The organism is Zhihengliuella sp., assembly GCF_031178195.1.
Classification (GTDB): Bacteria; Actinomycetota; Actinomycetes; order Actinomycetales; family Micrococcaceae; genus Zhihengliuella.
In genome coordinates, this window is the sequence record NZ_JAPSJL010000003.1 from 28997 (window position 1) to 51106 (window position 22110).

Sequence of the window (22110 nt, forward strand, 5' to 3'; positions counted from 1 at the left end):
TCACGCGGACGCTCCTCTCGGGTGGTTGCTCTGGTCATGCTTTGCGGGTCGCTGGCCCTGTCGTCCGGCGGCCTTCGCGCCCTCGGATCTGTCCCGACGATAGCGGTCGATCCTGGAATTTCGGCCCCGATGCGTGGAGCCTCACACCTCCCGGCCGACCTCCGTAGAGTGGACCGCGGGAACCGACGAGCGGAAACACCGTGGTCAGCGGGGAGAGGGGACGAGCCTTTGGGTGCCAGGGATGTATGGGTCTGGCCAGCCTTCATGGGCGTGCTGTTCGGGGTGATCGCCTTCGCGGTCTTCCTGATCCCGATCTTCGCAGTCCAGTACCGGTTGTACGGCCGGTTCACGCCGCTCCGTCTGCTGGGTGCCGCCGCGGTCAGTATCTACGGGGCCGCCCTCCTGGCCTATACGCTGCTGCCCCTGCCGAGCCCCTCCGACCTGCACTGCAGCCCTGGCGTCTCCCTCTGGGAGGGCGTCCAGACCACGCCGCTCCAGTTCGTCTCGGACATCGCCCGCGAAACCGCCGGCCTCGGCGTTCTGACGACCCTGAAGAGCACCGTCGTCCTGCAGGTCGTCTTCAACGTCGTGCTCTTCCTGCCCTGGGGCATGATCGCCAGGAGATTCCTCGGCCGGAACGTCCTCACCGCGACGCTGACCGGCTTCGCCGCGTCGCTCCTCATCGAGACCACGCAGGCGACGGGCGCCTTCGGGGTCTACCCGTGCGCGTACCGCCTCGGCGACGTCGACGACCTCATCGCCAACACCGCCGGCGCGCTCCTCGGTGCCTTGCTCGCCCCGGCGGTTCTCTGGTTCTTCCCCAGACGCCGTGAGTTCGAGGCCACCAGGTCCCAGCCACGGCCCGTCACTGCCCCGCGCCGCTGGCTGGGCATGCTGATCGACCTCACCGCGTTCCACGCGATCGGATTCGTTCTGATCGTGCTCTACCGGGTCGCGGCCACGTACGTGCTCGGGGTCGGCACCTGGTTGCCGCTGGAACTCGTGCTCGCCTACGCGATTCCCGGGTTGCTGGTCTTCTACCTGCCGGCGTTCCAATCCTCGGGCTCCTCGCTCGGTCAGCGCGCCGTGTGGCTGGAGGTCTCCAGCACGCCGCCCGCCGGGGTCTGCTCGGGGAAGGCGGGGTCGAGGAAGGCAGAGCACGACGCCGCCGCGACCGACCGCTCCGAGGTCGCCGAACCGTCGGGACGCCGCGGCGCGGTGCCGCTGGGACGTCGCCTGCTGCGCGCCACCGTGGTGGGCGGGCTTTACGTACTGCTGCAGGCGCTCGCCGAGGCGGGGCGCCATCAGGACTGGGCCGGACTGCCGTCGGCGCTGAGCACGCTGCTGCTCGTCGTCGCCTTCGTCTCGGTCCTGGCGACGCGCACCCGTCGCGGCCTCTCGGGGAAGGCCGCGGGGACGTACTTCGTGGATAGTCGTTCCTGACCCCACGGGATATGACCGACGGGACTGGAGATGTCCTGATCGTCGCCATGATGGCGTGGTGAAAGACTGGGCGAACTACTGGAGGGCGGTGCTCGACATCCCGTCGGGCCCGTGTTGGGAGAAGGCAGGCCTTGAATGTGGTCACTCGACGATGAGTTGGCTCTGCGGCAGTCCGCCATTGAATGGCTGAAGTTCCGAAGCGACGATGGTGCTGAACCGTTGACGCGAGATGAGATTCTCGACTTCGAGTATCGCGGCCAGAAGATCCGTCTGCAGTCGACGCAGACTGGGATCTGGAAGCCTCGATTCCTCCGTGGAGCCTTGTCCTTTCAAACGGTGTTCCGCGCTCCCGGACAGCCGCGTCCGTACGAGGACGAAGTCGGCAAGGACAGCCTCATCCGGTACATGTGGCGCGGAGACAATCCGGATCATCCCGAGAATGCGGGGTTGAGGTTCGCCTTCGCCAATCAACTGCCTCTGATCTGGTTCATCGGGGTGGGCGGTTCACCGAAGAAGTACCAGCCGATCTGCCCCGTGTTCATCGTCGACGAGGAACCGGACCTCAAGCGGTTCGTCGTCGCACCCATGGACGAGGAAGCGTTCTTCCTCCGTGACCGGACACAAGACACGATGATGCAGGCGACGATCAAACGCTACATCTCACGCGAGACGAAAGTTCGCCTGCATCAGCCGGTGTTCAGATCGACGGTTCTGCGCGCCTATGAAGACCGCTGTGCCGTCTGCAATCTGGGGCACCGGCAGCTGCTCGACGCCGCGCATATCGTTCCCGATTCGGATGAGCGTGGCGTCGCATCGGTCGTCAACGGCCTCGCGCTCTGCAAGATCCACCATGCCGCATTCGACTCGTTCATCATGGGCATCAGCCCGGATTACGTCGTGCACATCCGCCCGGATCTGCTCGAGGAGATCGACGGCCCGATGCTTCAGCATGGCCTCAAAGGACTCCACGGCAGCAATCTCATGAAATTGCCGCGGGCACGCGGGGAGCGCCCGCGGCGCGACCTCCTGGAGGTCTCCTTCGACAGATTCCTGAAGGCAGAGGCCTCGTAGGCCCCTGGGGGAGCCACGAACGATGTGGGCTAACCCTCGTAGTTCTTCACGGCTGCACGCAGGTGGTCGGCGTGCCGGTAGATCTCGTGGAGGTTCGCGATGGGATGCCTCGTCTCGACCTTGTTCTCGTCGAAGAGACCGATCTGCTTGTTCCTCCGATTGAAGTGCAGGCGCGCTAGAGGTTTGCGGTTGTTGTCGTCCAGGATGACCGCGAAGTAGGACTTCGCGTCGCGATGGACCACGCGCTCGATCGACACTTCGCTACAGAGGATCGCTCTGATGATATGAAAGCCCTCGAGTTCCTCGATCGTCGTCTCGATCGTGTCTTCAGGGGGCTCGGCGGCGTCCTCTACAGGGACGATCTCTGTGCTCGGCATGGCCGGCAGATGGGAGGCCGACGTGATGGCCCCTTTGAGGCGGTCGTTGACCCGCTCATTGAGGAACTGAGCGCTGGCCTTCTGAACCAACACGGCGAATTGATCCCGTACCTTCTGCGTGATCGGTCGTTCGTAGACCTTGGAGGTCAGGAACTTGACCCATTCGTCAGTCGGTTCGCGGAAGAGCGACCCGAGGAGTCGCTTCAGCATGCCGATGTACTTGAGCTCCTCAGCGGAGTTGATGATCGAGTCGAGGTCGAACTCCGTTTTGGTGAGCTTCTGAAGCTCGGGTACCACTGTGTCGTCCACGTCGTTGAGATCCAGAACGAGGAACGGCTTCGAGTCCATTTTGTTGGGTGCATCGAGATCCGTATAGAACTGGTAGACCTCGCCGTTGGTCAGGATCGCAATGCGAGCGTTGGTGACGGCGAAATAGCGGTAGAGCTGGGAAGCGTGCTCGATGCGCAGCTCGCCGAGGGATTTTTTGCACTCGATCAGGATCTGGATCTCGCCGCCGTGATAGATCGCGTAGTCGACCTTCTCACCCTTCTTCATCCCCACATCGGCCGTGAATTCCGGAACGACTTCTCGAGGATTGAACACGTCGTAGCCCAGGACCTGTGAGATGAACGGCATGATGAGCGCGTTCTTGGTCGCTTCCTCTGTCACCAGGTGCTGCCGCTGCTCGATGGCTTTCGTCGACAGGGCCGCCAATTGCTCAGAGATTTCCATGTTCCCCTCCAACACTCGACATTGAAACGAATGTAACGGATCGGAACCACTATAGGACCGCGAGGAGGGGATCGTTATGGACTTGGGATCGGCAGACGTCGCGACGCTTATGCAGGCCCGTCGCACCCCTGCGAGGAGGGATGTAGCTGTCCGGCGGCTACATCGCGCCGAACAGGCCCATCGCCAGGAGCGGCAGCAGGAAGAGGATCAACAGGATCCAGCCGAGGATCATGATGCTGTTCAACACCAGGCCGGCGATGGCCATGCCGCGGCCGGCTGGCTCCTTGCGCAGGCCCACGATGCCGAAGATGATGCCCGCGATCGGCACCACGAACGTGAAGCCGAACAGAATCGAGCACAGGCCCAGCACCAGCGAGGTGATGCTCGCGCCCTTGGGCTCGGCGGGCGGGGCGTAGTAGGCGTTCGGCATCTGCGACATGTTCAACATGGTAGTCGGGCCATACGATGGACGACGAGGGCATACCTACCCGAGGAGAAGCCGTATGGACAGCATCCAGGGCAAGCAGTCGGCGCTGGTCGCCGTGGGCCTGCAGAACGACGTCGTCGGGCCGGCCTCCATCTTCGGCGACGGCCTGGTCCGGGAGACCGAGCGTCGCGAGACGATTCGGCAGGTCAACCAGCTCGCGGACCGCGTCCGGTCCGCCGGCGGCAAGGTGGTCTGGCTGCGCCTCCTCCTGGATACCGAGGACCCCGAGCCCTACGCCCGCATCCCGCTGCTGACGCGCGCACTTCAGTCGGGTGCACTCGTCGACGGGCAGGAGGGTGCGGAGCTCGCATCGGCTGTGGAAGTGCGGAAGGACGACGTCGTCCTGGACCACTACCGCCCGGATCCGTTCGTGGAGTCCTCCTTGGCCCACGAGCTCGGGGGCGCGGAGAGCGTGATCGTGGCCGGCGTGGCGACGAACGCCACCGTCGAGACGGCCTTCCGGCACCTCTCCGCGTACGACTTCCACGTCATCCTCGCCGAGGACGCCTGCGCCGCGAGCACGCCGCAGGCCCATGACGCGGCCGTGGAGAGCATGAGACTCTTCGGTCAGGTGGAAACCGTCGGAGACCTCACGACGGCGCTTGGCTGACCACAGAGACAGCCCACGACAGATTCAGCGGGACAGAACGGGAGAAACAGTGGAACTGATCGGCAACGTATTCGTAGTGTTCGGCGGCGGCAGCGGGATCGGCCGCGAAGTGGTGCTCCAGCTGCTCCACCGGCGGGCGCGCGTCGCCGCCGTGGACGAGAGCCCCGAGGCGCTCTCCGAGACGTCCCGTCTGGCGCACGCCAACGACCGGCTCTTCATCCACCCCGTGGCCCGCGGCGACCGCGCCGCGCTGCAGGCGCTGCCGCAGAAGGTCCTCGAGGCCCACGGTCGGCTCGACGGCGTCGTCAACCTGTCCGCCGTCGCGCAGGATGTCCGTCCGGCGGCGGAGACGGATTCGACCATGGTGGACGGGGCCATGGACGGCAACCTCCGCGGCGCCGTGGACATCGCCAATGCATTCCTGCCACATCTCCAGTCGCTCCCGACGGCCTCCCTGGTCAACGTGGTGAGCATCGCCGGCGTGGTCCCGTTCCCGGGCCGCTCCGCCTACAGCACGTCGCAGGCAGCGGTGAAGGCCTTCACGGAGGGGCTGATCGCCGAGCACCAGAAGGCGCGGCTGAAGGTCTCGCTGGTCATCGCCGGCGCCGTGGTCCCGGACAGCGACGGCAACGTCAACGGCCAGCTCCGCCCGGAGCCGCTGCCGGTGCGCATCGGCAAGAAGGACGTGGCCCCGGAGTTCACCAGCACCTATGCGGCCGCCGACGAGATCGTCCGCACGCTCGAGACCGGCAAGCCGCGCGTGGTCATCGGCAAGGACGCCAAGAAGATCGACCTGGTGGCGCGGTTGCTCCCGGGCAAGGTCGCGGGCATGGTGGCGACGCAGAGGGCGCCGCTGGTCCGCTAGCCGCTACTGCCCGGCGTCGTCGTCCGCGGGCGTTACTGCTCGTTCTGCGGGGTCGGGTACTGGACCAGGTTGGAGAAGACCACCGGGCCCGACCCCTCGTTGCGGTAGCCGTGGGGCACGTCGGCCGGGTGGGTCGCGGCGTCGCCGGGCCCCAGCACCAGGGTCCGGTCCACCACGTTCAGCGTCAGCTCGCCAGAGCTGACGTGCACCAGTTCCTTGGTCCCGCCCGGGTGCGGGCTGCCCAGGTACTCCTCGCCGGGGGACATCCGGAACTCCCACAGCTCCGTCGTCCCGGGGAGCGAGCCGGCCAGGCGTGCGCTCCCGCCGTCGTTCCCCTCCCAGAGCCGGGCGCCCTCGCCGGCGCGGACCACCTGGACCTGCTCGCGGGCGCCGAGCTCCACGAGGGAGACGAACGCGACCCCCAACGCATCGGCGATGGAGGACAGCACGGCGATCGAGGGATTCGCCTGCCCCTGCTCGATCATCACCAGGGTGCGGCGGCTGACGCCCGAGCGCGCGGCCAGATCGTCCAGCGTCCAGGCACGGGAGGCGCGCAGCCCGCGCACTCGTTGGGCGATGAGCGCGGCGATTTCCTGGTTGTCCGGCACGGTTGTCCTCAGTGATCGGGGCATGGGCTGGATTCAGTGTAGTGGGCTGGCCCCGAGACCTTCCCGACGTGTCGGCCCGCGGCTAGGTTGAGCTCATGACCTTCGCGAACATGGGCCTGCTCGAGGCCACTCCCGGAAACCGCGACGCACTCGTGGAGATCCTGACGCGTCCCTCCGACGAGCTCGCCGCCGCTGGGTGCCTGCTCTACGAGGTGGGCGTGAACGACGACGATCCGGAGGCCGTCTTCGTCGCCGAGCTCTGGACCAGTGCCGACGCCCACGCCGCCTCCCTGCAGCTGCCGGGCGTGCAGGCCGCCATCGGCGAGGCCCGCCCCATCCTCTCGGGCCGGATGGAGGGCATGCGGTTCAACGTGCTGGGATCGCCGCTCCGCACGTAGCCCTGCTCCGTGGCCGCACTCGACCCCGGAGCGGTGTGCCGGCGGGCACTGCGCCGGGTGTTGCACGACATAGTGCATTATACTGCCCGGAGTGGGAGAATGGTTGCTGTGACGACCTATCGCGAACTCTTCCGTGCCTCAGGTGTGTTCCGCATCGTGGTTTCGCAGCTGATCGCGAGATTCCCGGCGGGCATGCTCTCCCTCGCTGTGCTGATCCATGTGGAGGCGCAGCACGACGCCTACACCGCCGCCGGCCTGGTCCTCGCCGCGCTGGCGATCGGGCAGGCGGTCGCCGGCCCGCTGACCAGCCGCATGTTCAACCGGTTCGGTATGTTCCGCGTCCTCGGCATCACGCTGAGCATCGCCGCGGTCGCGACGTTCTCGCTGGCCCTGCCCGACCTCTCGGTGCCGATGTACGCCCTCATCGCGTTCATCGCCGGCGTGGCGACCCCGCCCATCCAGCCCGCCGCCCGGTCGCTCTACCCGTCGCTGGTCGCCCCGGCCCTGCGCACGCGACTGTTCGCCTTCGACGCCTCCGTCCAGGAGGTCATCTGGATCATCGGGCCGGTCATCGTCACCTTCGCCTCGCTGACCATCCACAGCGCGCTCGGCATCCTCATCGCCGGCCTCTTCCTGCTCGCCGGCGGCATCTGGTTCCTCACCACGCCGCAGGTCTGCCGCGCCGTTTCCGAGCCCCCGGCGGGCCGGCTCGGCCAGGTCCTCGCCTCGCACGCCCTGCTGATGGTCTGCGCCGTCGGTTTCGTCATCGCCGCAGCCACCGCCATGCTCGAGGCCGCCCTCGTCGCGATCTTCGGCCACGGCGGAGCCCAGGCCGGCATCATCCTCGCGCTGCTGTGCATCTCCTCGCTCGTCGCCGGCTTCGCCGTCGGCCATGCTGAGCTGACCCGCTGGTCGCTCACGCGCCGGCTCGCGATCCTCGCCGTCGGACTCGGCCTCGCCGCGATGAGCACCAGCTTCTGGTGGATCCTCCTCATGGGTGTCATCGCCGGTGCGGGCGTCGCCCCGGTCATCGCCGCCATCACCCACATGACGTCCACGGCCGTCGCCCCGGGCGACGTCGCCGAGGCCTTCGGCTGGAGCACGACGGCGCAGCTCGTCGGCGTCGCCGTCGGCAGCTCCGGCGCGGGCCTGCTGATCGACGAGTTCGGCGGCCAGATGGCCCTCGCCGGGGCCGCCAGCGTGGCCATCGCCGGCGTCGCGCTCGCGGCTCTGGTCAGCCAGGGCCAGCCGGAGCGGGACAGGCACGACGGCGAATCCGGCCGCCCCCGCCGCGTCTGGCGGGTCCAGCGCCTCAAGGTCTAGCGGTCCGTCCGCGGAGCGCCCTGTTCAGCCCCTGCGCTCCGGCGTAGCGTGAGCCTATGGATGTCATTCTGGTTCCCGGATTCTGGCTTGACGCCGACTCGTGGGGCGAGTCGCTCCGCCCGCTGAAGGACGCGGGGCACCGAGTCCTGCCGCTGACGCTGCCCGGCAAGGAGTCGCCTGCGGCCAGCCGCTCCGGCATCGGCCTGCGCGATCACGTGGACGCCGTCGTCGACGTCGTGGAGTCCGCCGAGGAGCCCGTGGTGCTCGTCGGACACTCCGGCGGCGGGGCGATCATCCACGCCGTGGCCGACGCGCGGCCCGACCGGGTGGCCCACTGCATCTGCGTGGATGCGCTGCCGCTCGGCGACGGCGGCATCATCAACGACGAGTTCCCGTCCGACGGCGACTCGATCCCGCTCCCGGGCTGGGACGCCTTCGAGGAGGGCGATCTCCGCGATCTCACGGACGAGCTGCGGGAGCGTTTCCGCAGCGTCGCCGTGCCGGAACCTGTAGGCGTCGCGACCGAGCAGCAGCAGCTCCAGGACGAGGCGCGCTTCGATGTTCCTGCCACCGTGATCGCCTGCGAGTTCACCGAGAACGAGGTCCAGGAGTTCATTCGGCGCGAGAGCCCCTTCACCGCCGAGCTCGCGCGGGTCAAGACCATGCGCATCCTGGAGCTTCCCACGGGGCACTGGCCGCAGTTCACGCGGCCGGCCGAACTGGGGGAGTTGCTCGCGCGGATCGTCTCCGCGGTGGACGGGGCGGACAGCCCCGCGGAGGCGGACCGGGACATCACCGAGCTGCAGCGCGAGACCTGGGCCGACGAATCGGACACCGCCTACCTGCGCGAGGAGCGGGACTAGACCCCCGCGCCTGCGGCCAGCCAGTCGGCGATGGCCGGAGCAAGGTCTGCCCCGACCTCGTTGGGTTCACGCTTGGTGCCCTTGACCGCGAAGGAGTGGTCGCCGCCGTCGATCCAGACGAGACGGCCCCTGCCGGGCTGCCGCTCCTCGAGCCGGCCGACCACACTCTCCAGCAGGTCGGTCCGGGCGAACGTGTCCCGCGTCCCCTGCAGGAAGAGCTGCGGCACTTCGAGGCCGTACAGGTGCTCGTCGCGCAGCTTCTCCGGCTTCCCGGGCGCGTGCAGCGGATACCCCAGATAGATCAGGCCGGCGGCGTCCATGCCTTCGGCCACGGCCATCGAGGCCATGCGGCCGCCGAAGGATTTCCCGGCCGCCCACAGCGGGCCGTCGGCGTGGTCGGCGGCGAACTCCATCACCGACCGCCAGGTCCCGACGGCGAGCGGCGGGCGATCGGGGAATTTCTTCCCGGCGTCCATGTAGGGGAAGTTGAAGCGCAGGACCCGGACGCCCAGCCGGGCGAGGCCCTCGGCGGCGCCGCGCATGAACGGGTGCTCCATCCCCGCACCGGCGCCGTGGGCCAGGACCACGGTGGGCCGACCGGGGGAGCCCTCCGACGGCGTCGTCCGCGTCTCCTCACCGGAGCCCGGCGGCAGGGTCCAGAGGCCGCTCACCTCCGTCTCGACAGCGCCCTTCGGCGTCTCGGCGCGGACGGGAATGCTGACCGGGGAGTGGGTGAACAATCGACTGCTTTCGAAGGTGGTGTCGTTTCCGGAAGGGCAGGCCAGGGTGAGCCCCCTGCCTCGGTGAATCTACCGGATGTCGTGACCGGGATGGGCGGCATCGTAGGTCGCACGGGCCCTCGCGATCGAGGTCCTGTGCTCGAGCGACCACGATGCCAGCGCCTGCACCAGATGAGTGAGGCTCGCCCCGGTCTCGGTCAGCCGGTAATCGACCTGGGCTGGCACCGTCGGATACACGGTCCGTTCCACCAGGCCGTCGCGCTCGAGCCTGCGGACGGTCAGCGTGAGCATGCGCTGGGATATCCCGGCGACGGCTCGTTGCAGTTCGCGGAACCGGCGCGGGCCGTTGGATAGTTCGACGATCACCAGCACCGTCCATTTGTCGCCGACGCGGTCCAGCACGTCGCGGATGCCGCAGTCGGGGTGTGTCGGCAGCCCGCAGGGTTCCATTTGGGCAGCCTCCACGGCGGATCCCGCCGCAGGTGGGTTGGTTAACTCAGTGTGCGTCGGTGCCATCGAAGTGCCTCCTTGTGGGCCGCTCTGGCCGGGTACAGGATCACGAGTGTAGTTACTGAAGAGAACCGCACGATGGACATGAGGAGACGACGACGGATGATTATGGTGACCGGAGCGAGTGGACAGCTGGGTTCGCAGATTCTGAAGCAGCTGAGCGATCGCGGGGTCGACGCGTTCGGAGGGAGCCGGACTCCGGCTGCCGGCATGCGGTACCTCGATCTCGACCTGACGGAGTCCATCGACTTCTCGGGCGTGCGGACCCTTGTGCTCGTCTCGGCGGGTTACGCCGAGGACGATCAGGTCGTCGATCGGCATGAAGCAGCCGTGCGCGCGGCAGTGCGCGACGGCGTCGAGCACGTCGTCTACACGAGCGTGACGACAGGAGGAGATCACCTCGGCTTCGCTCTGGCGCACCGGGCGACAGAGCGCATGATCCAGACGAGCGGCATGGGGTGGACCATCCTGCGCAACGGTCTCTACGCGGAGCTCTTCGGGGCTTTGATGAGCTGGCGAGGAGAGGGTCTCGAATCACCATTCGGCGCGGGAGCGCTTGCAGCGGTCGCGCGCGATGATCTCGCCGAGGCAGCGGCCATTGTGGCCTCCGCTCCAGAACGGCATGGGGCGAAGATCTACGATCTGGTCGGTCCGTTGATCGACGCCGTGGCGGTGGCCGAGCATCTAGGGGTGAGGCACCGGAGCATCGACCTCGCCGAGTACAGGCGGCGTCTGTTGGGCGATACGGCACTGTTGCCCTTCCAACCATCGCTCCTGGCATCGATCGCAACTGCTGTTCGTCACGGCTTCCTGAACGGCGCCAGTTCCGATCTGCGGAATCTCCTCGGCAGGCCCCTCACGGACGCTGTCGTCATTGCCGGGCGAGCTGCGGCGGTGTCTGTGCCCACACGGTAGCCTTCGTCCTGTGGGCGAGCACGACTGGCACTACCCGGCACCGACTTGTGGCGACGCCACGTGGACGCGGCTGGCCGAACTGGTGGCCGGCGGTGAGTACCTGCTGCACGGGTCGCAGACCCCGGGGCTCGATGTCCTTGAGCCGAACGCGCCGCTGGACTTCAGCCCCGACGCGTTCTCGAAGGCGACGGCCGTCTTCGCGACCGAGGATCCGACGTGGGCGATGGCCTATGCCCTGCGCTCGCCGGCCCGCCGGCGGTTCCTCAATGCGTGCTTCTATCGCGGGGGCTCCGCTGGAGACTGGTCCGAGCGCCGGATCTTCCTCTCCTATGCTGTCGGCGATGACGGACACCCGACGCTCTCGCCCGGCGTGGTGTACGTCCTCGGACGGGACGCCTTCACCCGGATGCCGAGCTATACCGACCCGGCGCTCGGGCTCATCACGGAGTGTCAGTTCGTGAGCACAGCGCCGGTTCGGGTGGTCACCGAGATATCGGTCGGTCCAGCGAACCTGCCCATTGAGCCGCACTTCCACGACGACGACGTCGTCAGCGAGCGATCCGCACGTCGGCCGGACGGCTTCCCCTGGCTGGACTGAGGAGGCGACGCTACTTCGGAGTGACCGAGGTCAGCCAGGCACTCTTCAGCCCGAGCTTGCTGCGCATCTGCGTCCCGGTCATGCTCGCCTTCGCGCCGGAGCTCGAGGTCGCGGTGATCGTGACGACAGCGAGGTCCACACTGCTCTTCGTGTAGGCCACCTTCGCCACGTCCTTGAGGCCGAACGCCGACGCGATCTTCGCCTGGGAGACCGGCTGGGTCCACGCCCTGTTGGGATTGGCAGCTGCGGTGCTCAGGGACCAGGGGTCCTTGTGCGAGCGCAGGTAGGGGACGGCTCCACCGCTGAAGACGGACTCCGAGTTGCGCGTCGCGCCGCCGGAGGAGGAGAAGTACAGGGCCTCGATCAGGCTGCTGCCGTACTTCACCACGGTGCCGGACGTCGGCGTCCCGCTCGAGTTCCGGCTGAGCGTCCGATTCACGGCGTCCTTCCAACGGGCGCCGTAGGTCGCCTCGCCTTCCTTCTTCCAGCCGGTGAACTTCTGCGAGCGCACCTCGTCGTAGACGTTGCACGCGCAGTCGGCCTTCAGCGCGGACATCGCCCGCATCGCGAAAGTGCGCCCGGCGATCGCCTGCGCCTTCAACGCCTCCCGATGCCACGACGACGGCATCTCCGCCAGCCCGTAGAGGTACTCGTCGTTCAGCCGCAGCTCGTTGACCACGTTCAGCTTGGCGTTTAGCGGCTTCACGGTGATCTGCCCGTGCCGGTACACACCGGCCGAGGTTCCGCCGTCGGCCCCCGAGACGGAGACCACCGTGTTCGCCGTGCCGTCCGTCCAGAACCGGGTGTTCTCCCACCGGACGGTCACGGCCGGCGCGGTGGTCACCACGCCGCCGCTGAGCACCACGTTGGAGCCGGAGACCTTCATGGTCACCGCGGAGCGCGTGGTGGAGTAGCTTCCGTTGGCGTAGATGCGCATGCGCCCGTTGGTGGGTGTGATGGTGGTGCTGCCGGCGTGCAGCAGCTGCACCCTGATGTTGCTCGACGCGTAGGACGTGGTGCCCGTGGTGACGGCCGGCGCGTAGTAGTAGTTGAGGATCTGCGCCGCGGTGCGGCCCTCGGCCGCCTGCCCGCGGGCGCCGTACTGGCTCATGCCCACGCCGTGGCCCCACCCGGAGCCGGCGAACGTGAAGCTGGACGGGACTGCGGGCGGCGGGGGCGTCGTCGTGCTGGGCCGGTAGGAGCCGGCCTTGAGGACCGTCCCGTGGATCCACCCGGTGTAGGCGCCGTACTTCACCTGCCACCACGTGCGCGTGGTCTGCAGGACCGTCACCCACGAGTTCGCCGGCACCGCGACGACGATGTTCGCCGACGAGTCCCAGTTCGGCGACGAGCGCAGGTAGGTGTCCTTGATGGTCATCGCCTGCCGCGTGGGGTTCAGGGCGGTGTGCCCGGCGGGGAGCGCGGCCGGGGCGGGCGCAGCGGCCTCTGCCGGCACGACGACGCCGGGCGCCAGTCCCAGACCCACGGCGAGCAGGAGCGCGGCGACCGCCGCGACGAGGCGAGGGGCACGGAGCCCGGACCGTGACGTGCGGTCTGACATGGCGGTTCCTAGCAAGCGATGACAGCGCGGAAGGCGGCCCGCGCCGATGCTCAATTGTACGTCCGGTGCGCTGGAAAGGATCCGGCGCGGGAGGGGATTTCCCCGCCAGCACGCGACGGGCCGGGGCGCTGCCCGCTGCCCCCGGTCGCTGTGCGCCCCACGCTACTCCGCGGCCGCCCGCCGGAGCGCCTGCAGGAACGCGTCGGCCAGCGGGTTGTCGTCGCCCTGCCTCGTCGCGGAGACGATCCTGCGGCGCGGCATGCTCCGGCTGAGCCGGAGGGCTACGATGCCCTCCCCGCCGTGCTGGAGGGAGATCTCCGGGACCATCGCCAGCGCCAGTCCGGCGGCCACGATGCCCTTGACGGTGCCGAGATTGTTGCTGCGGAACGCGATGTCGGGGACGAAGTCATGCTGTCCACAGAGCGCCAGCAGGCACTGGTGCGAGGGCGTCTCCGGCCGGTGGGCGACCCACCGCTCGTCCCTCAGCTCATCGAACCCGACCGAGCCCTTTCCGGCCAGGCGGTGGTTCCTCGGCGCCACGATGTAGAGGTCCTCGATCATCACCTCGTTCAGCTGCAGGTTCGGCGGGAAGTTGGACGCGACGAGGTCGTACTCGAAGCCCAGGGCGATGTCGAGGCTGCCGTCGGAGACACGGGGGAACAGCTCGTACGGCTCGCCCTCGTCCAACGTGATCTTCACATCGCGGCGCCGGACCAGGAATCGGGCGATCGCCCGTCCCAGGATCGGTCCGCCCGCCGAATCGAAGGTGCCCGCCCGCAGCGTCCCGGTCTGGCCGGCGCCGAGGCGGGCCATGTCGATCTCGACCTGATGCAGGAGGTCCACGACCTCCGTGACGCGATGCTGCAGGTAGAGCGCGGCCTCCGTCGGCACGACGCTCCGCGCCTCGCGCTCGAACAGGCGGATGCCGAGGGTCCGCTCGAGCGAGGCCATCTGCTGGGAGACCGCGGACGGGGTGTAGCCCAGCTCCCGGCCGGCGGCGGCGAACGAGCCGCTGGAGACGACCGCGTGGAGGGTCTTGAGGGTTCGGATGTCGACGGCCACCGGGTGAACCTACCCCAGAACCGCCGCGAGCATAAGCATTTCTGTGGGACAGCTCACAGATCTCTGGCCCAACCCCACTGGTCGGGCTGTCCCTGGGTCGGCGAGAGTTGATGCCCAGATCACATCGCCACACCACATGACGGAGTCAGGGAGTTCTGGATGTCCACCTCAGCGGATCCATCAACAGTTATCGTCTTCATCGCCTATCTGATCGCCGTGCTCCTGATCGGTCTCTGGGCCTACCGGAAGAACGCCGGCATGAGTGACTTCGCGATCGGCGGCCGCCGGCTCGGCACGTTCGTCACGGCGGTCAGCGCCAAGGCGACCGACTCGAGCCAGTGGGTCTTCTTCGGCCTGCCGGGCGCGTTCTACGTCTCTGGCATGAGCAACATCTGGCTCATCGTCGGTCTCACGCTCGGCTTCTACCTCAGCTGGCGGATCCTCGCCGGCCGCCTGCGCGAGTACTCGGCCAAGTACAGCGACTGGCGCCGCACCGAGGCGGGCGAGTCGGTGACCCTGCCGGGTTTCTTCGCGAATCGCTTCCACCACAACTCGCTGCGCTGGGTCTCGGCCATCGCGATCATCTTCTTCTACGTGATCTACCTCGGTTCGGCCTTCATCGCCACGGGCGTGATCTTCTCCCAGATCTTCGGCACGTCCACCACCACGGGCACGCTCGTCGGCGCCGCCGTCGTCATGGTGTACTCCTCGCTCGGCGGCTACCTGGCGAGCAGCTATACGGACGTGATCCAGGGCTGCATCATGTTCTTCAGCCTGATGATCCTCTCGGTCGCGGCCATCGCGAAGGTCGGCGGCGTCGGCGGATTCGTCAGCGCCATCCAGGCCCAGAACCCGGACCTGGGATCCGCCTTCGCCGGCGTCGAGCTGGTCGACGGCACCTGGACGACGGCAAGCTCCGTCTCGTTCGTCGCCATCGTCTCGGGTCTCGCCTGGGCCGCCGGCTACTTCGGCTCGCCGCACATCCTCGCCCGGTTCATGGGCATGCGGAGCGCCTCCTCGGCCCGCAACGGCGCACGCCTCGGGGTCTTCCTCTCGATCACGCTGCTCGGCTCCGCCGCCGTCCTCGGATTCTCCGCGATCGCCATCTTCGGCAACGAGCTCGCCAACCCGGAGGACGCCTACATCTCGCTGGTCGCCGAGCTCATGCCCACGTGGATGGCGGGGATCTTCCTGGCCGGCGTCCTCTCGGCGGTGATGAGCACGGCCGACTCGCAGCTGGTGGTCGCCTCCGCGACGCTGACCGAGGACTTCTACCGCACCTTCATCAACCGCGAGGCCCCGGAGAAGCAGCTCATCTGGCTCAGCCGGGTCGCCGTCCTCGTCTGCACCGTCATCGGCGTGATCGTGGCGCTGCAGGGCGGCAAGGTGCTCGACCTGGTCGGGTACGCCTGGGCCGGGTTCGGCGCCAGCTTCGGACCGGCCCTGCTCGCGGCCCTGTACTCCCGGCGGACCACGTGGTTCGGGGCCCTGCTGAGCATCATCGCCGGCGGCGCCACCGTCGCCATCTACCGCCAGGTCGACACGATCGGCCTCTACGAGCTCATCCCGGGCTTCATCGCCGGCCTGCTGGGCCTCTGGATCGGCAACCGGTTCGGACCCAAGCAGACCGACGCCGTCACCGGACGCTTCGACGTCGTGACCCAGAGCCAGCCCGTGACGACGAAGTCCTGACCGGGAACCAGCCCAGACAACCACCATCGGACCCGCGGCGGGACGCCCCGCCGAGAAGGAGAGACACCATGCCCAGCCTCGACGTGACCATCACCGACCGGATCGCGACCCTCACCCTGAACAACCCGGCGGCGCTCAACGCCTGGACCCAGGACATGCAGCGGCAGATGGCCGCCTCGCTGACCGAGCTCGACGCCGACCCGGACGTGGACGCCGTCATCCTCACCGGCCAGGGCGACCGCGCCTTCTGCGCCGGCCAGGACCTCAAGGAGGTGGCCGGTTTCACCGAGGACAGCGTCGAGGAGTGGCTGGACATCTTCCGTCGCGTGTACGACGCGGTGCTCTCCTGCTCGAAGCCGGTGATCGCCGCCCTCAACGGAGTGACGGCCGGTTCCGGCTATCAACTGGCGCTCCTCTGCGATCTGAGGATCGCCCATCCCGGCGTGCGGATCGGCCAGCCCGAGGTGAAGTCCGGGATCCCGAGCATCACCGGGCTCTACCTGACCTGGCAGTCGCTGGGTCACAGCAAGACCACCGAGATGATGCTCACCGGGCGCCTGCTCGACGCCGACGAGGCGCAGCGGCTCGGCCTCATCGCGGAGCTGCACCCCGCCGAGGACGTGCTCCCGCGCAGCATCGAACTGGCGAAGGAGCTCGCCGCGCTACCGAAGCACGCGTTCTCCTCCACGAAGAAGCGCATCCGGGCCACCCTCATGCCGGGGCTCGAGGAGGCCTTCGCCGCCGCACTGGAGATCGATCAGGAGGCCTACGGCGACGGCGAGCCGCAGCGCACCGCCGGAGACTTCGTGTCCAGGAAGGGGGCCTAGCCGCAGTGGAAGGACACCGGACCACCGTCGAGCAGGCCGAGGAGTTCATCCACGGCCCCGGGTTCTCGGAGGCGCTGGGGCGGCTCGCCCGCACCGAGCCGGACCGGGTCTACCTGCGCGACCGGGAACGCTCCCTGACCGCCGCGGAGCTGAACCTCAGAGTCGACGACGCCGCCGCTCGGCTGCGCGAGCTCGGGGTCGGCCCCACGTCCCGGGTCGGGCTGGCCCTGCCGGTAGGAATCGACCACGTGGTGCTCATCTTCGCGTTACTGCGCCTGAGAGCGCTGTGGCTCCCGCTGAACACCCAGCTGAAGGGCGAGCCGCTGCTCCACCAGCTGCGCGACTCGGGTGCGACCGACGTCGTCGCCGAGTCCGCGGGCCCCTTCCTGGAGCAGCTGGCGCGGTCCCGGCCGGCGCAGGAGCCCCGGGCGGCCGCCGACCTGCGGCTGCACGGCACGGGGGGCGGCGTGACGGACGACGCGGCAGGAGACGCTGCGGGCGGCCGCCTGAGCCTGGTCTCCCTGGCCGCTCCGGCCGCTGATCAGGGCGACCGCGGCGACGCTGCCCTCCTGATATACACCTCGGGAACCACGGGCCCGCCGAAGGGCGTGCTGGTCAGCGAGACGATGCTCCGCGCGGCCGTGCTGGGCGCCCTCGAGGTGACCGAGCCCGAGAAGGGAGACGTGTTCTATGTCTGGGAGCCCCTCTTCCACATCGGCGGGGCGCAGGTCGTCTTCATCCCGCTGTATCGCGAGGTCGCGCTCGCACTGGCCCCGAAGTTCAGCGCCTCCCGGTTCTGGCGGGACGTCGTGGACTTCTCCGTCACCCACATCCACTACCTCGGGGGCGTGCTGCAGATCCTCCTCCAACTGCCCGCGACCGACGCCGAACGGGCGAACCGGGTCCGCGTCGCCTGGGGCGCCGGGGCCACCCCGGAGGTCCGCGCGGCCTGCGCCCAGCGCTACGGTTTCGCGCTGCACGAGTGCTACGGCATGACGGAGACCTCCAGCATCGTCACGTTCAACCGGCACGAATCCGACGGCGGCATCGGCCGCCCGTTGCCGTGGGTCGAGATCGCGGTCGAGCCGGATCCGGAGCGAGACTCCGGCGGTCCGGGGGAGGACGCGGACGACGACGGGGCGCGGCCCGGCGAGATCCTCGTCCGGGGCCGCGTCGCCGGGCTGCTGACGGCCGGCTACCTCGGCAATCCTGAGGCGAGCGTGAAAGCCCGCCGGGGGGACTGGTTCCGCACGGGTGACCACGGGCGCTTCGACGCGGACGGCCGGTTGCACTTCCTCGGCCGCGGCAGCGACAGCATCCGCGTCCGCGGCGAGAACGTCTCGGCCTGGCAGGTGGAGAACGTGTTCGCGCTGCACCCGGACGTGGACCGCTGCGCCGTCGTCGGGGTAGACGCGGCGGTGGGCGAGCAGGAGATGCTGCTCGTCGTCACCGCCGCGGAGGGCCGACGCGTTGATCCCGCAGGGTTGCTCCAGTGGGGCGGTGAGCGGCTCGCCAGGTTCCAGCTGCCGCGGTACATCAAGCTCGTGGAGGAGATGCCGCTGACGCCGAGCCAGCGCATCGCCAAGCACCGCCTCCCGGCGGATCTGGAGGGAGCGTTCCACGCCCCCGGGCGATGAGTCTGTGCCGCGGGGTCTTGAGCACTTGGTGGGGCGGGCCTACGCTGGCCCTACCCGGGCCGTCTGGACCCGCGGAGAGGTACCAGCTCAGGCGCCCGCACCCGGGCGCCCCGAGGCGAGGAGATCACCATGGGCACCGATTTCGCCGAGAAGGACTTCGGCTCAAAGGAACTGGAGGAGGAGCACCTGCGGGAGATGGAGCAGGCGCAGGCACTCCAGGAGAAGCGCCACGAGACCGCCGCCGAGACGGGCTTCGACCACCTCGCCGCGGACGACGGCGACTAGCCCGAACCGTCCCTGCCGGCCTGGTCTGCGCGTCTGACCTGACTAGGCTGGTGCGGTGACACAGACCCCCGCGGACCCCGCCACCCTGCCGCCCGTCGATCGCGAGGCCGCGCGCCGGATGTGGCGCGCCTACACGGCTGCGTCCGCCGTCGTGCCCCGAGCCTGCGACGGCGGCTCCCGGGAGGGCGCCGCCGGCGGGGGCCGCGTGGACGACTACACGGTCGAGTACTTCGGCGACTCGCCCGCGCTCGCCGACGCGCTCCTGCGCGAGGTCACCCATGGCGCCAAGCGGGCCACGGCGACGCTCGAACTCGAATTCGCCGAGGAGGGTGAGCCGATGCCCCGCATCGGCTCGCACTGGATCGCTTGCCACGGCACCGGCGCGCCCGCCGTGATCCTGCGGACCACGGAGCTCCGCCTGGCCGCCTTCGACGACGTCGACGCCGCCTTCGCGTTCGACGAGGGCGAGGACGACCGCACGCTCGAGTCCTGGCGACGCGAGCACGAGCGCTACTGGAGGCGCACGCGGGGCGCGGCCGGACACGAGTGGAGCCCCGAGGAGACGGCCCGGCCGGGCCGGGGAATCGTGCTGGAGCGCTTCGCCGTCGTCTGGCCTCCCGACCTGGCGGACTGAACCGCGCTCCGGCGCCGTCGGGGGACCGGCCGTCCCCTGGCGGACTGCAGGAGGGAGCTGCGTGAAGACTCGCTGGATGCCACCTGAGAGTTGGCTCGAACGCCCGTGCATCCATTGCCGAACGTCCCGCCCGGGCATAGCTTGGATTCGGGTGACGGGACGGAAAGTAGGCCGTCACCTCGCCGTTCGCAACGGCGGCAGCCCACGGTGAAGGGAGCCATCATGAGTCACAGGAACGAGCAGTTCGAGCCGGACGAGAACCAGACCGCGGGCGAGCCGGATCAATTCTCCAGCTCCGCCGACTTCCGGCAGGCCGGAGACGCCGAGCCCGGGACCGCTCAGGCCGAGGCCACCCCGGTGGAGGGGGAGCAGTCGGGCCCGGACCAGACGGAGACGGCGCAGTCCCAGTACGGCTCGCCGAAGAGCTCCGCGTCGGAGCAGTTCGAGGGCGAGTCGCAGCCGATCGGCCGGGACGAGCCCCTCTCCGGCGAGGATGCCGGCCAGACCGGCTTCGACGCCTCCGACCCGCGCGGCGACGCCAACGGCGACGTGACCCAGACGGACGGAGGCGGCGGCTCCTACGGGGCCGAGCAGCCGGAGCGTTCGCGTACCGACAGCTCCGAGCGAGGCGGAACGGGCGCCCTCGGCACCTCGACGATCGAGGACCCGATCGCGGGCGAGGGCGGGTCCTACGGCGCGGAGCAGCCCGAGGGGTCGCGTACCGCGAGCTTCGGCGCCGCGGCCGGCGACGAGGTCAGCGGCCAGGAGGCCGCGAAGGGATCCGATACTTCCGACTTTTACAGCAGCGGATCCTACGGAGACGGTGGGCAGCGGCCCGTCCAGAGCTTCGCGCACGATGAGCCGGACACGGCCGAGGAAGGACCGGAACCGCAGCAGGGGCCGGGCGGCGAGGACGACTACGGCATCGGGGACGGCAGCCAGCAGGGCAAGTAGGGGGTGAGCGAGAGTGAAACGCCCCGTACGCGCCGCCGCAGCAGTCCTGATCGCCACCCTCGTGGTGGCGCTGTCGGGGTGCAGCCTGCACGTTCCCACCGATCCCGAGGGGACCCTGGACGCCGTGCAGGGCGGGACCCTCCGCATCGGCGCGACCCCGCACGCTGGCTTCGTCGACGTCGCCGGCCAGGTCGGCCCGGACGGAGCCGTCTCGGACGATCAGGTCTCGGGGAGCGAGATCGATCTGGTGCGCGGCTTCGCCCGCGAGCTCGGGGCCGAGGTCGAGTTCGTCGTCTCCAGCGAGGGCGAACTGGTGCGCCGGCTCGAGGAGGGTTCCCTCGACCTCGCGGTCGGCGGCATCACCAGCAAGTCGCCATGGTCTTCCAAGGTCGGGGTGACCCGCCCCTACACGGAGATCGTCCTGAGCGACGGCAAGAAGCACCGACTGGTCATGCTGGCTCCCATGGGCGAGAACGCGTTCATCAGCGAGCTGGAGCGACACCTCGACCGCGTGACCGGCAAGACGCAGGCGGGGGAGGGGCGATGAGCGCGCTCACCGGACAGCAGCACCAGCTGCCCGAGGAGGTCCGCCACCAGCTCCACCGCGCCGTGAGGCTCGAATGGATCACGCTGGCCTACCTGGTGTTCACGCTGACGTTGGTGGCGTCCGTGATGGGCAACTCCCAGGCGATGAAGACGGCCTGGGTGGAGGACATGCTCTCCGCAGTCCCGCAGATCGCCTTCCTCGTGGCGCTGGTCTACACGCGGCACAAGCGCAAGCCGAAGCACCCGTACGGCTACCACCGCGCCATGGGGGCCGGGCACCTCGTCAGCGGCGTCACGCTCGCGTGCGTCGGCTCGCTGCTGGCCTACGAGTCGGTGGCCGGCCTGGTCAAGGGCGAGCACCCCACCATCGGGACCATCGCCATCCTCGGGCACACCGTCTGGCTCGGCTGGCTGATGATCGGTGCCATGAGCCTGATCGTGGTTCCCGCCGTCATCCTCGGCCGGCTCAAGACCAAAGCGGCCGCGCCCCTGCACAACAAGCTGCTCTACGCCGACGCGGACATGGCGAAGGCGGACTGGACCACCAACGTCGCCTCGATCGTCGGCGTGCTCGGCGTCGGGGTGGGGCTCTGGTGGATGGACTACGCCGCGGCGCTCCTGATCTCCGTGGGCATCCTCCGAGACGGCGTCCGGAACACCAGGAACGCGCTGCTGGGCCTGCTGGACGCCCGCGCCACCACCTACGACGACAAGAAGCCCGACCCGCTGATCGAGGAGGTGACCACGACCGTGAAGGACCTCGCCTGGGTGTCCGACGCGGCCACGCGCATTCGCGACATGGGCATGGTCTTCCACGTGGAGATCTTCGTGGTCCCGCGCGGCGACGAGATCCACCTGGATGAGGTCGAGGAGGTCCTGGGTCGCGTGGAGGAGCTGGACTGGAAGTCGTACGACGTCGTCGTGGCCCCCGTGCGCGAGCTGCCCGAGCATCTGCTGTCTGAGTCTCGACGGGCGACGGGCTGAGAGTCGCCTGCAAGTCTCCAAGGCACCGTTGACCCGGCGGACCCGGGCCTGATTAGGCTGGCCGTACACCACGATCCGGAGGTTCGAATGGCTGAGAAGAAGAAGGACGACACCCCGCAGATCAAGGACGACGAGCTCTACGAGAAGCTGCGCGACGAGGGCAACTCCAAGGAGAAGGCCGCCCGCATCGCGAATGCCGCCGCCCGCGACGGTCGCTCCGAGGTGGGCGAGCGCGGAGGCGAGTCCGGCAGCTACGAGGACTGGACCGTCGACGAGCTCCAGGACCGCGCCAAGGAGCTGGACATCACCGGCTACTCGGACATGAAGAAGGACGAGCTGATCAAGGCTCTCCGCAACCACTGACTCCGCGGCGGCGCCGCCGCCGGCG

Annotated in this window: 25 protein-coding genes; 18 read left to right on the forward strand and 7 right to left on the reverse strand. The window is 68.8% G+C overall.

Going from position 1 to position 22110, the window contains the following annotated elements; all coding sequences use genetic code 11:
- Positions 1–264: 264 nt before the first annotated feature.
- Both RIN46_RS05170 and RIN46_RS05175 read left to right on the forward strand, forming a co-directional pair.
- A complete protein-coding gene (locus tag RIN46_RS05170; RefSeq protein ID WP_309082271.1) occupies positions 265–1443 on the forward strand; it encodes a VanZ family protein in 1179 nt (392 codons plus the stop codon).
- A 135-nt stretch (positions 1444–1578) separates the two neighbouring features.
- A complete protein-coding gene (locus tag RIN46_RS05175) occupies positions 1579–2514 on the forward strand; it encodes an HNH endonuclease (protein WP_309082272.1) in 936 nt (311 codons plus the stop codon).
- Between the two features lie 29 nt (positions 2515–2543).
- On the opposite strand, the gene RIN46_RS05180 is transcribed toward RIN46_RS05175, so the two are convergent.
- Together RIN46_RS05180 and RIN46_RS05185 are read right to left on the reverse strand one after the other, a co-directional pair.
- Positions 2544–3623: a type I restriction endonuclease gene (locus RIN46_RS05180; RefSeq protein ID WP_309082273.1), complete on the reverse strand. Its 1080-nt coding sequence runs from the start codon at positions 3621–3623 to the stop codon at positions 2544–2546.
- 157 nt (positions 3624–3780) lie between these two features.
- The gene (locus RIN46_RS05185) at positions 3781–4062 is read right to left on the reverse strand and encodes a DUF4190 domain-containing protein (protein ID WP_309082274.1); all 282 of its coding nucleotides are present in this window, start codon (positions 4060–4062) and stop codon (positions 3781–3783) included.
- A 64-nt stretch (positions 4063–4126) separates the two neighbouring features.
- On the opposite strand from RIN46_RS05185, the gene RIN46_RS05190 reads away from it, so the two are divergent.
- Complete coding sequence (locus RIN46_RS05190) at positions 4127–4720, forward strand: cysteine hydrolase (protein ID WP_309082275.1); 594 nt, start codon at positions 4127–4129, stop codon at positions 4718–4720.
- 49 nt (positions 4721–4769) lie between these two features.
- Positions 4770–5585 (forward strand): SDR family NAD(P)-dependent oxidoreductase, encoded by an 816-nt coding sequence (locus RIN46_RS05195; RefSeq protein WP_309082276.1) that lies wholly within the window; start codon positions 4770–4772, stop codon positions 5583–5585.
- A gap of 32 nt (positions 5586–5617) precedes the next feature.
- Here the strand turns inward: RIN46_RS05195 and RIN46_RS05200 are convergent, their stop codons facing one another.
- Positions 5618–6217 (reverse strand): XRE family transcriptional regulator, encoded by a 600-nt coding sequence (locus tag RIN46_RS05200; RefSeq protein ID WP_309082277.1) that lies wholly within the window; start codon positions 6215–6217, stop codon positions 5618–5620.
- A gap of 71 nt (positions 6218–6288) precedes the next feature.
- Between RIN46_RS05200 and RIN46_RS05205 the strand changes: the two genes are divergently transcribed.
- From RIN46_RS05205 to RIN46_RS05215, 3 genes are all read left to right on the forward strand, one after another.
- Positions 6289–6591 (forward strand): putative quinol monooxygenase, encoded by a 303-nt coding sequence (locus tag RIN46_RS05205; protein WP_309082278.1) that lies wholly within the window; start codon positions 6289–6291, stop codon positions 6589–6591.
- 108 nt (positions 6592–6699) lie between these two features.
- Positions 6700–7914: an MFS transporter gene (locus tag RIN46_RS05210; RefSeq protein WP_309082279.1), complete on the forward strand. Its 1215-nt coding sequence runs from the start codon at positions 6700–6702 to the stop codon at positions 7912–7914.
- Between the two features lie 56 nt (positions 7915–7970).
- The gene (locus tag RIN46_RS05215; RefSeq protein ID WP_309082280.1) at positions 7971–8777 is read left to right on the forward strand and encodes an alpha/beta hydrolase; all 807 of its coding nucleotides are present in this window, start codon (positions 7971–7973) and stop codon (positions 8775–8777) included.
- On the opposite strand, the gene RIN46_RS05220 is transcribed toward RIN46_RS05215, so the two are convergent.
- Both RIN46_RS05220 and RIN46_RS05225 read right to left on the reverse strand, forming a co-directional pair.
- The gene (locus RIN46_RS05220; RefSeq protein ID WP_309082300.1) at positions 8774–9430 is read right to left on the reverse strand and encodes an alpha/beta family hydrolase; all 657 of its coding nucleotides are present in this window, start codon (positions 9428–9430) and stop codon (positions 8774–8776) included. The two genes, RIN46_RS05215 and RIN46_RS05220, sit on opposite strands and share 4 nt — an antisense overlap.
- 156 nt (positions 9431–9586) lie before the next feature.
- Entirely contained in the window at positions 9587–10033 is a 447-nt protein-coding gene (locus RIN46_RS05225; protein WP_309082281.1) for a helix-turn-helix domain-containing protein, read from the reverse strand.
- Positions 10034–10129: 96 nt separating this feature from the next.
- Between RIN46_RS05225 and RIN46_RS05230 the strand changes: the two genes are divergently transcribed.
- Together RIN46_RS05230 and RIN46_RS05235 are read left to right on the forward strand one after the other, a co-directional pair.
- Positions 10130–10942: an NAD(P)H-binding protein gene (locus RIN46_RS05230; RefSeq protein ID WP_309082282.1), complete on the forward strand. Its 813-nt coding sequence runs from the start codon at positions 10130–10132 to the stop codon at positions 10940–10942.
- A gap of 10 nt (positions 10943–10952) precedes the next feature.
- Complete coding sequence (locus RIN46_RS05235) at positions 10953–11540, forward strand: hypothetical protein (protein WP_309082283.1); 588 nt, start codon at positions 10953–10955, stop codon at positions 11538–11540.
- A 10-nt stretch (positions 11541–11550) separates the two neighbouring features.
- Here RIN46_RS05235 and RIN46_RS05240 read toward each other — a convergent pair whose 3' ends face one another.
- Both RIN46_RS05240 and RIN46_RS05245 read right to left on the reverse strand, forming a co-directional pair.
- Complete coding sequence (locus RIN46_RS05240; RefSeq protein WP_309082284.1) at positions 11551–13101, reverse strand: SpoIID/LytB domain-containing protein; 1551 nt, start codon at positions 13099–13101, stop codon at positions 11551–11553.
- Positions 13102–13263: 162 nt separating this feature from the next.
- The gene (locus RIN46_RS05245) at positions 13264–14163 is read right to left on the reverse strand and encodes a LysR family transcriptional regulator (RefSeq protein ID WP_309082285.1); all 900 of its coding nucleotides are present in this window, start codon (positions 14161–14163) and stop codon (positions 13264–13266) included.
- Between the two features lie 159 nt (positions 14164–14322).
- Here RIN46_RS05245 and RIN46_RS05250 point away from each other — a divergent pair, with 159 nt between their 5' ends.
- The 9 genes from RIN46_RS05250 (at position 14323) to RIN46_RS05290 (ending at position 22085) form a co-directional block, all read left to right on the forward strand.
- Positions 14323–15855 carry a sodium/proline symporter gene (locus RIN46_RS05250; protein WP_309082286.1) on the forward strand — a complete coding sequence of 511 codons (1533 nt, stop codon included), beginning with the start codon at positions 14323–14325 and terminating at the stop codon, positions 15853–15855.
- Positions 15856–15923: 68 nt separating this feature from the next.
- The gene (locus tag RIN46_RS05255) at positions 15924–16682 is read left to right on the forward strand and encodes an enoyl-CoA hydratase/isomerase family protein (RefSeq protein ID WP_309082287.1); all 759 of its coding nucleotides are present in this window, start codon (positions 15924–15926) and stop codon (positions 16680–16682) included.
- A gap of 5 nt (positions 16683–16687) precedes the next feature.
- Entirely contained in the window at positions 16688–18319 is a 1632-nt protein-coding gene (locus tag RIN46_RS05260) for an AMP-binding protein (protein ID WP_309082288.1), read from the forward strand.
- Positions 18320–18448: 129 nt separating this feature from the next.
- On the forward strand, positions 18449–18604 hold the full coding sequence (locus tag RIN46_RS05265; protein WP_309082289.1) for a hypothetical protein: 156 nt from the start codon (positions 18449–18451) through the stop codon (positions 18602–18604).
- 118 nt (positions 18605–18722) lie between these two features.
- Positions 18723–19238, forward strand: coding sequence for an ASCH domain-containing protein (locus tag RIN46_RS05270; protein ID WP_309082301.1), 516 nt, complete (start codon positions 18723–18725; stop codon positions 19236–19238).
- A gap of 222 nt (positions 19239–19460) precedes the next feature.
- Complete coding sequence (locus tag RIN46_RS05275) at positions 19461–20192, forward strand: hypothetical protein (RefSeq protein ID WP_309082290.1); 732 nt, start codon at positions 19461–19463, stop codon at positions 20190–20192.
- A 13-nt stretch (positions 20193–20205) separates the two neighbouring features.
- Positions 20206–20739, forward strand: a complete 534-nt coding sequence (locus RIN46_RS05280; RefSeq protein ID WP_309082291.1) for a transporter substrate-binding domain-containing protein — start codon at positions 20206–20208, stop codon at positions 20737–20739.
- Entirely contained in the window at positions 20736–21722 is a 987-nt protein-coding gene (locus RIN46_RS05285; protein WP_309082292.1) for a cation transporter, read from the forward strand. The genes RIN46_RS05280 and RIN46_RS05285 overlap by 4 nt, the downstream gene beginning before the upstream one ends.
- Before the next feature lie 87 nt (positions 21723–21809).
- Positions 21810–22085, forward strand: a complete 276-nt coding sequence (locus tag RIN46_RS05290; RefSeq protein ID WP_309082293.1) for a Rho termination factor N-terminal domain-containing protein — start codon at positions 21810–21812, stop codon at positions 22083–22085.
- The last annotated feature ends 25 nt before the right edge of the window (positions 22086–22110 follow it).

Coding starts and splice junctions, on each gene's coding strand:
- RIN46_RS05240 (WP_309082284.1), bottom strand. CDS start 13,101: ATGTCAGACCGCACGTCACGGTCCGGGCTCCGTGCCCCTCGCCTCGTC.
- RIN46_RS05250 (WP_309082286.1), top strand. CDS start 14,323: ATGTCCACCTCAGCGGATCCATCAACAGTTATCGTCTTCATCGCCTAT.
- RIN46_RS05175 (WP_309082272.1), top strand. CDS start 1,579: ATGTGGTCACTCGACGATGAGTTGGCTCTGCGGCAGTCCGCCATTGAA.
- RIN46_RS05200 (WP_309082277.1), bottom strand. CDS start 6,217: ATGCCCCGATCACTGAGGACAACCGTGCCGGACAACCAGGAAATCGCC.
- RIN46_RS05270 (WP_309082301.1), top strand. CDS start 18,723: ATGTGGCGCGCCTACACGGCTGCGTCCGCCGTCGTGCCCCGAGCCTGC.
- RIN46_RS05230 (WP_309082282.1), top strand. CDS start 10,130: ATGATTATGGTGACCGGAGCGAGTGGACAGCTGGGTTCGCAGATTCTG.
- RIN46_RS05265 (WP_309082289.1), top strand. CDS start 18,449: ATGGGCACCGATTTCGCCGAGAAGGACTTCGGCTCAAAGGAACTGGAG.
- RIN46_RS05285 (WP_309082292.1), top strand. CDS start 20,736: ATGAGCGCGCTCACCGGACAGCAGCACCAGCTGCCCGAGGAGGTCCGC.
- RIN46_RS05215 (WP_309082280.1), top strand. CDS start 7,971: ATGGATGTCATTCTGGTTCCCGGATTCTGGCTTGACGCCGACTCGTGG.
- RIN46_RS05185 (WP_309082274.1), bottom strand. CDS start 4,062: ATGTCGCAGATGCCGAACGCCTACTACGCCCCGCCCGCCGAGCCCAAG.
- RIN46_RS05170 (WP_309082271.1), top strand. CDS start 265: ATGGGCGTGCTGTTCGGGGTGATCGCCTTCGCGGTCTTCCTGATCCCG.
- RIN46_RS05290 (WP_309082293.1), top strand. CDS start 21,810: ATGGCTGAGAAGAAGAAGGACGACACCCCGCAGATCAAGGACGACGAG.
- RIN46_RS05190 (WP_309082275.1), top strand. CDS start 4,127: ATGGACAGCATCCAGGGCAAGCAGTCGGCGCTGGTCGCCGTGGGCCTG.
- RIN46_RS05275 (WP_309082290.1), top strand. CDS start 19,461: ATGAGTCACAGGAACGAGCAGTTCGAGCCGGACGAGAACCAGACCGCG.
- RIN46_RS05255 (WP_309082287.1), top strand. CDS start 15,924: ATGCCCAGCCTCGACGTGACCATCACCGACCGGATCGCGACCCTCACC.
- RIN46_RS05225 (WP_309082281.1), bottom strand. CDS start 10,033: ATGGCACCGACGCACACTGAGTTAACCAACCCACCTGCGGCGGGATCC.
- RIN46_RS05180 (WP_309082273.1), bottom strand. CDS start 3,623: ATGGAAATCTCTGAGCAATTGGCGGCCCTGTCGACGAAAGCCATCGAG.
- RIN46_RS05205 (WP_309082278.1), top strand. CDS start 6,289: ATGACCTTCGCGAACATGGGCCTGCTCGAGGCCACTCCCGGAAACCGC.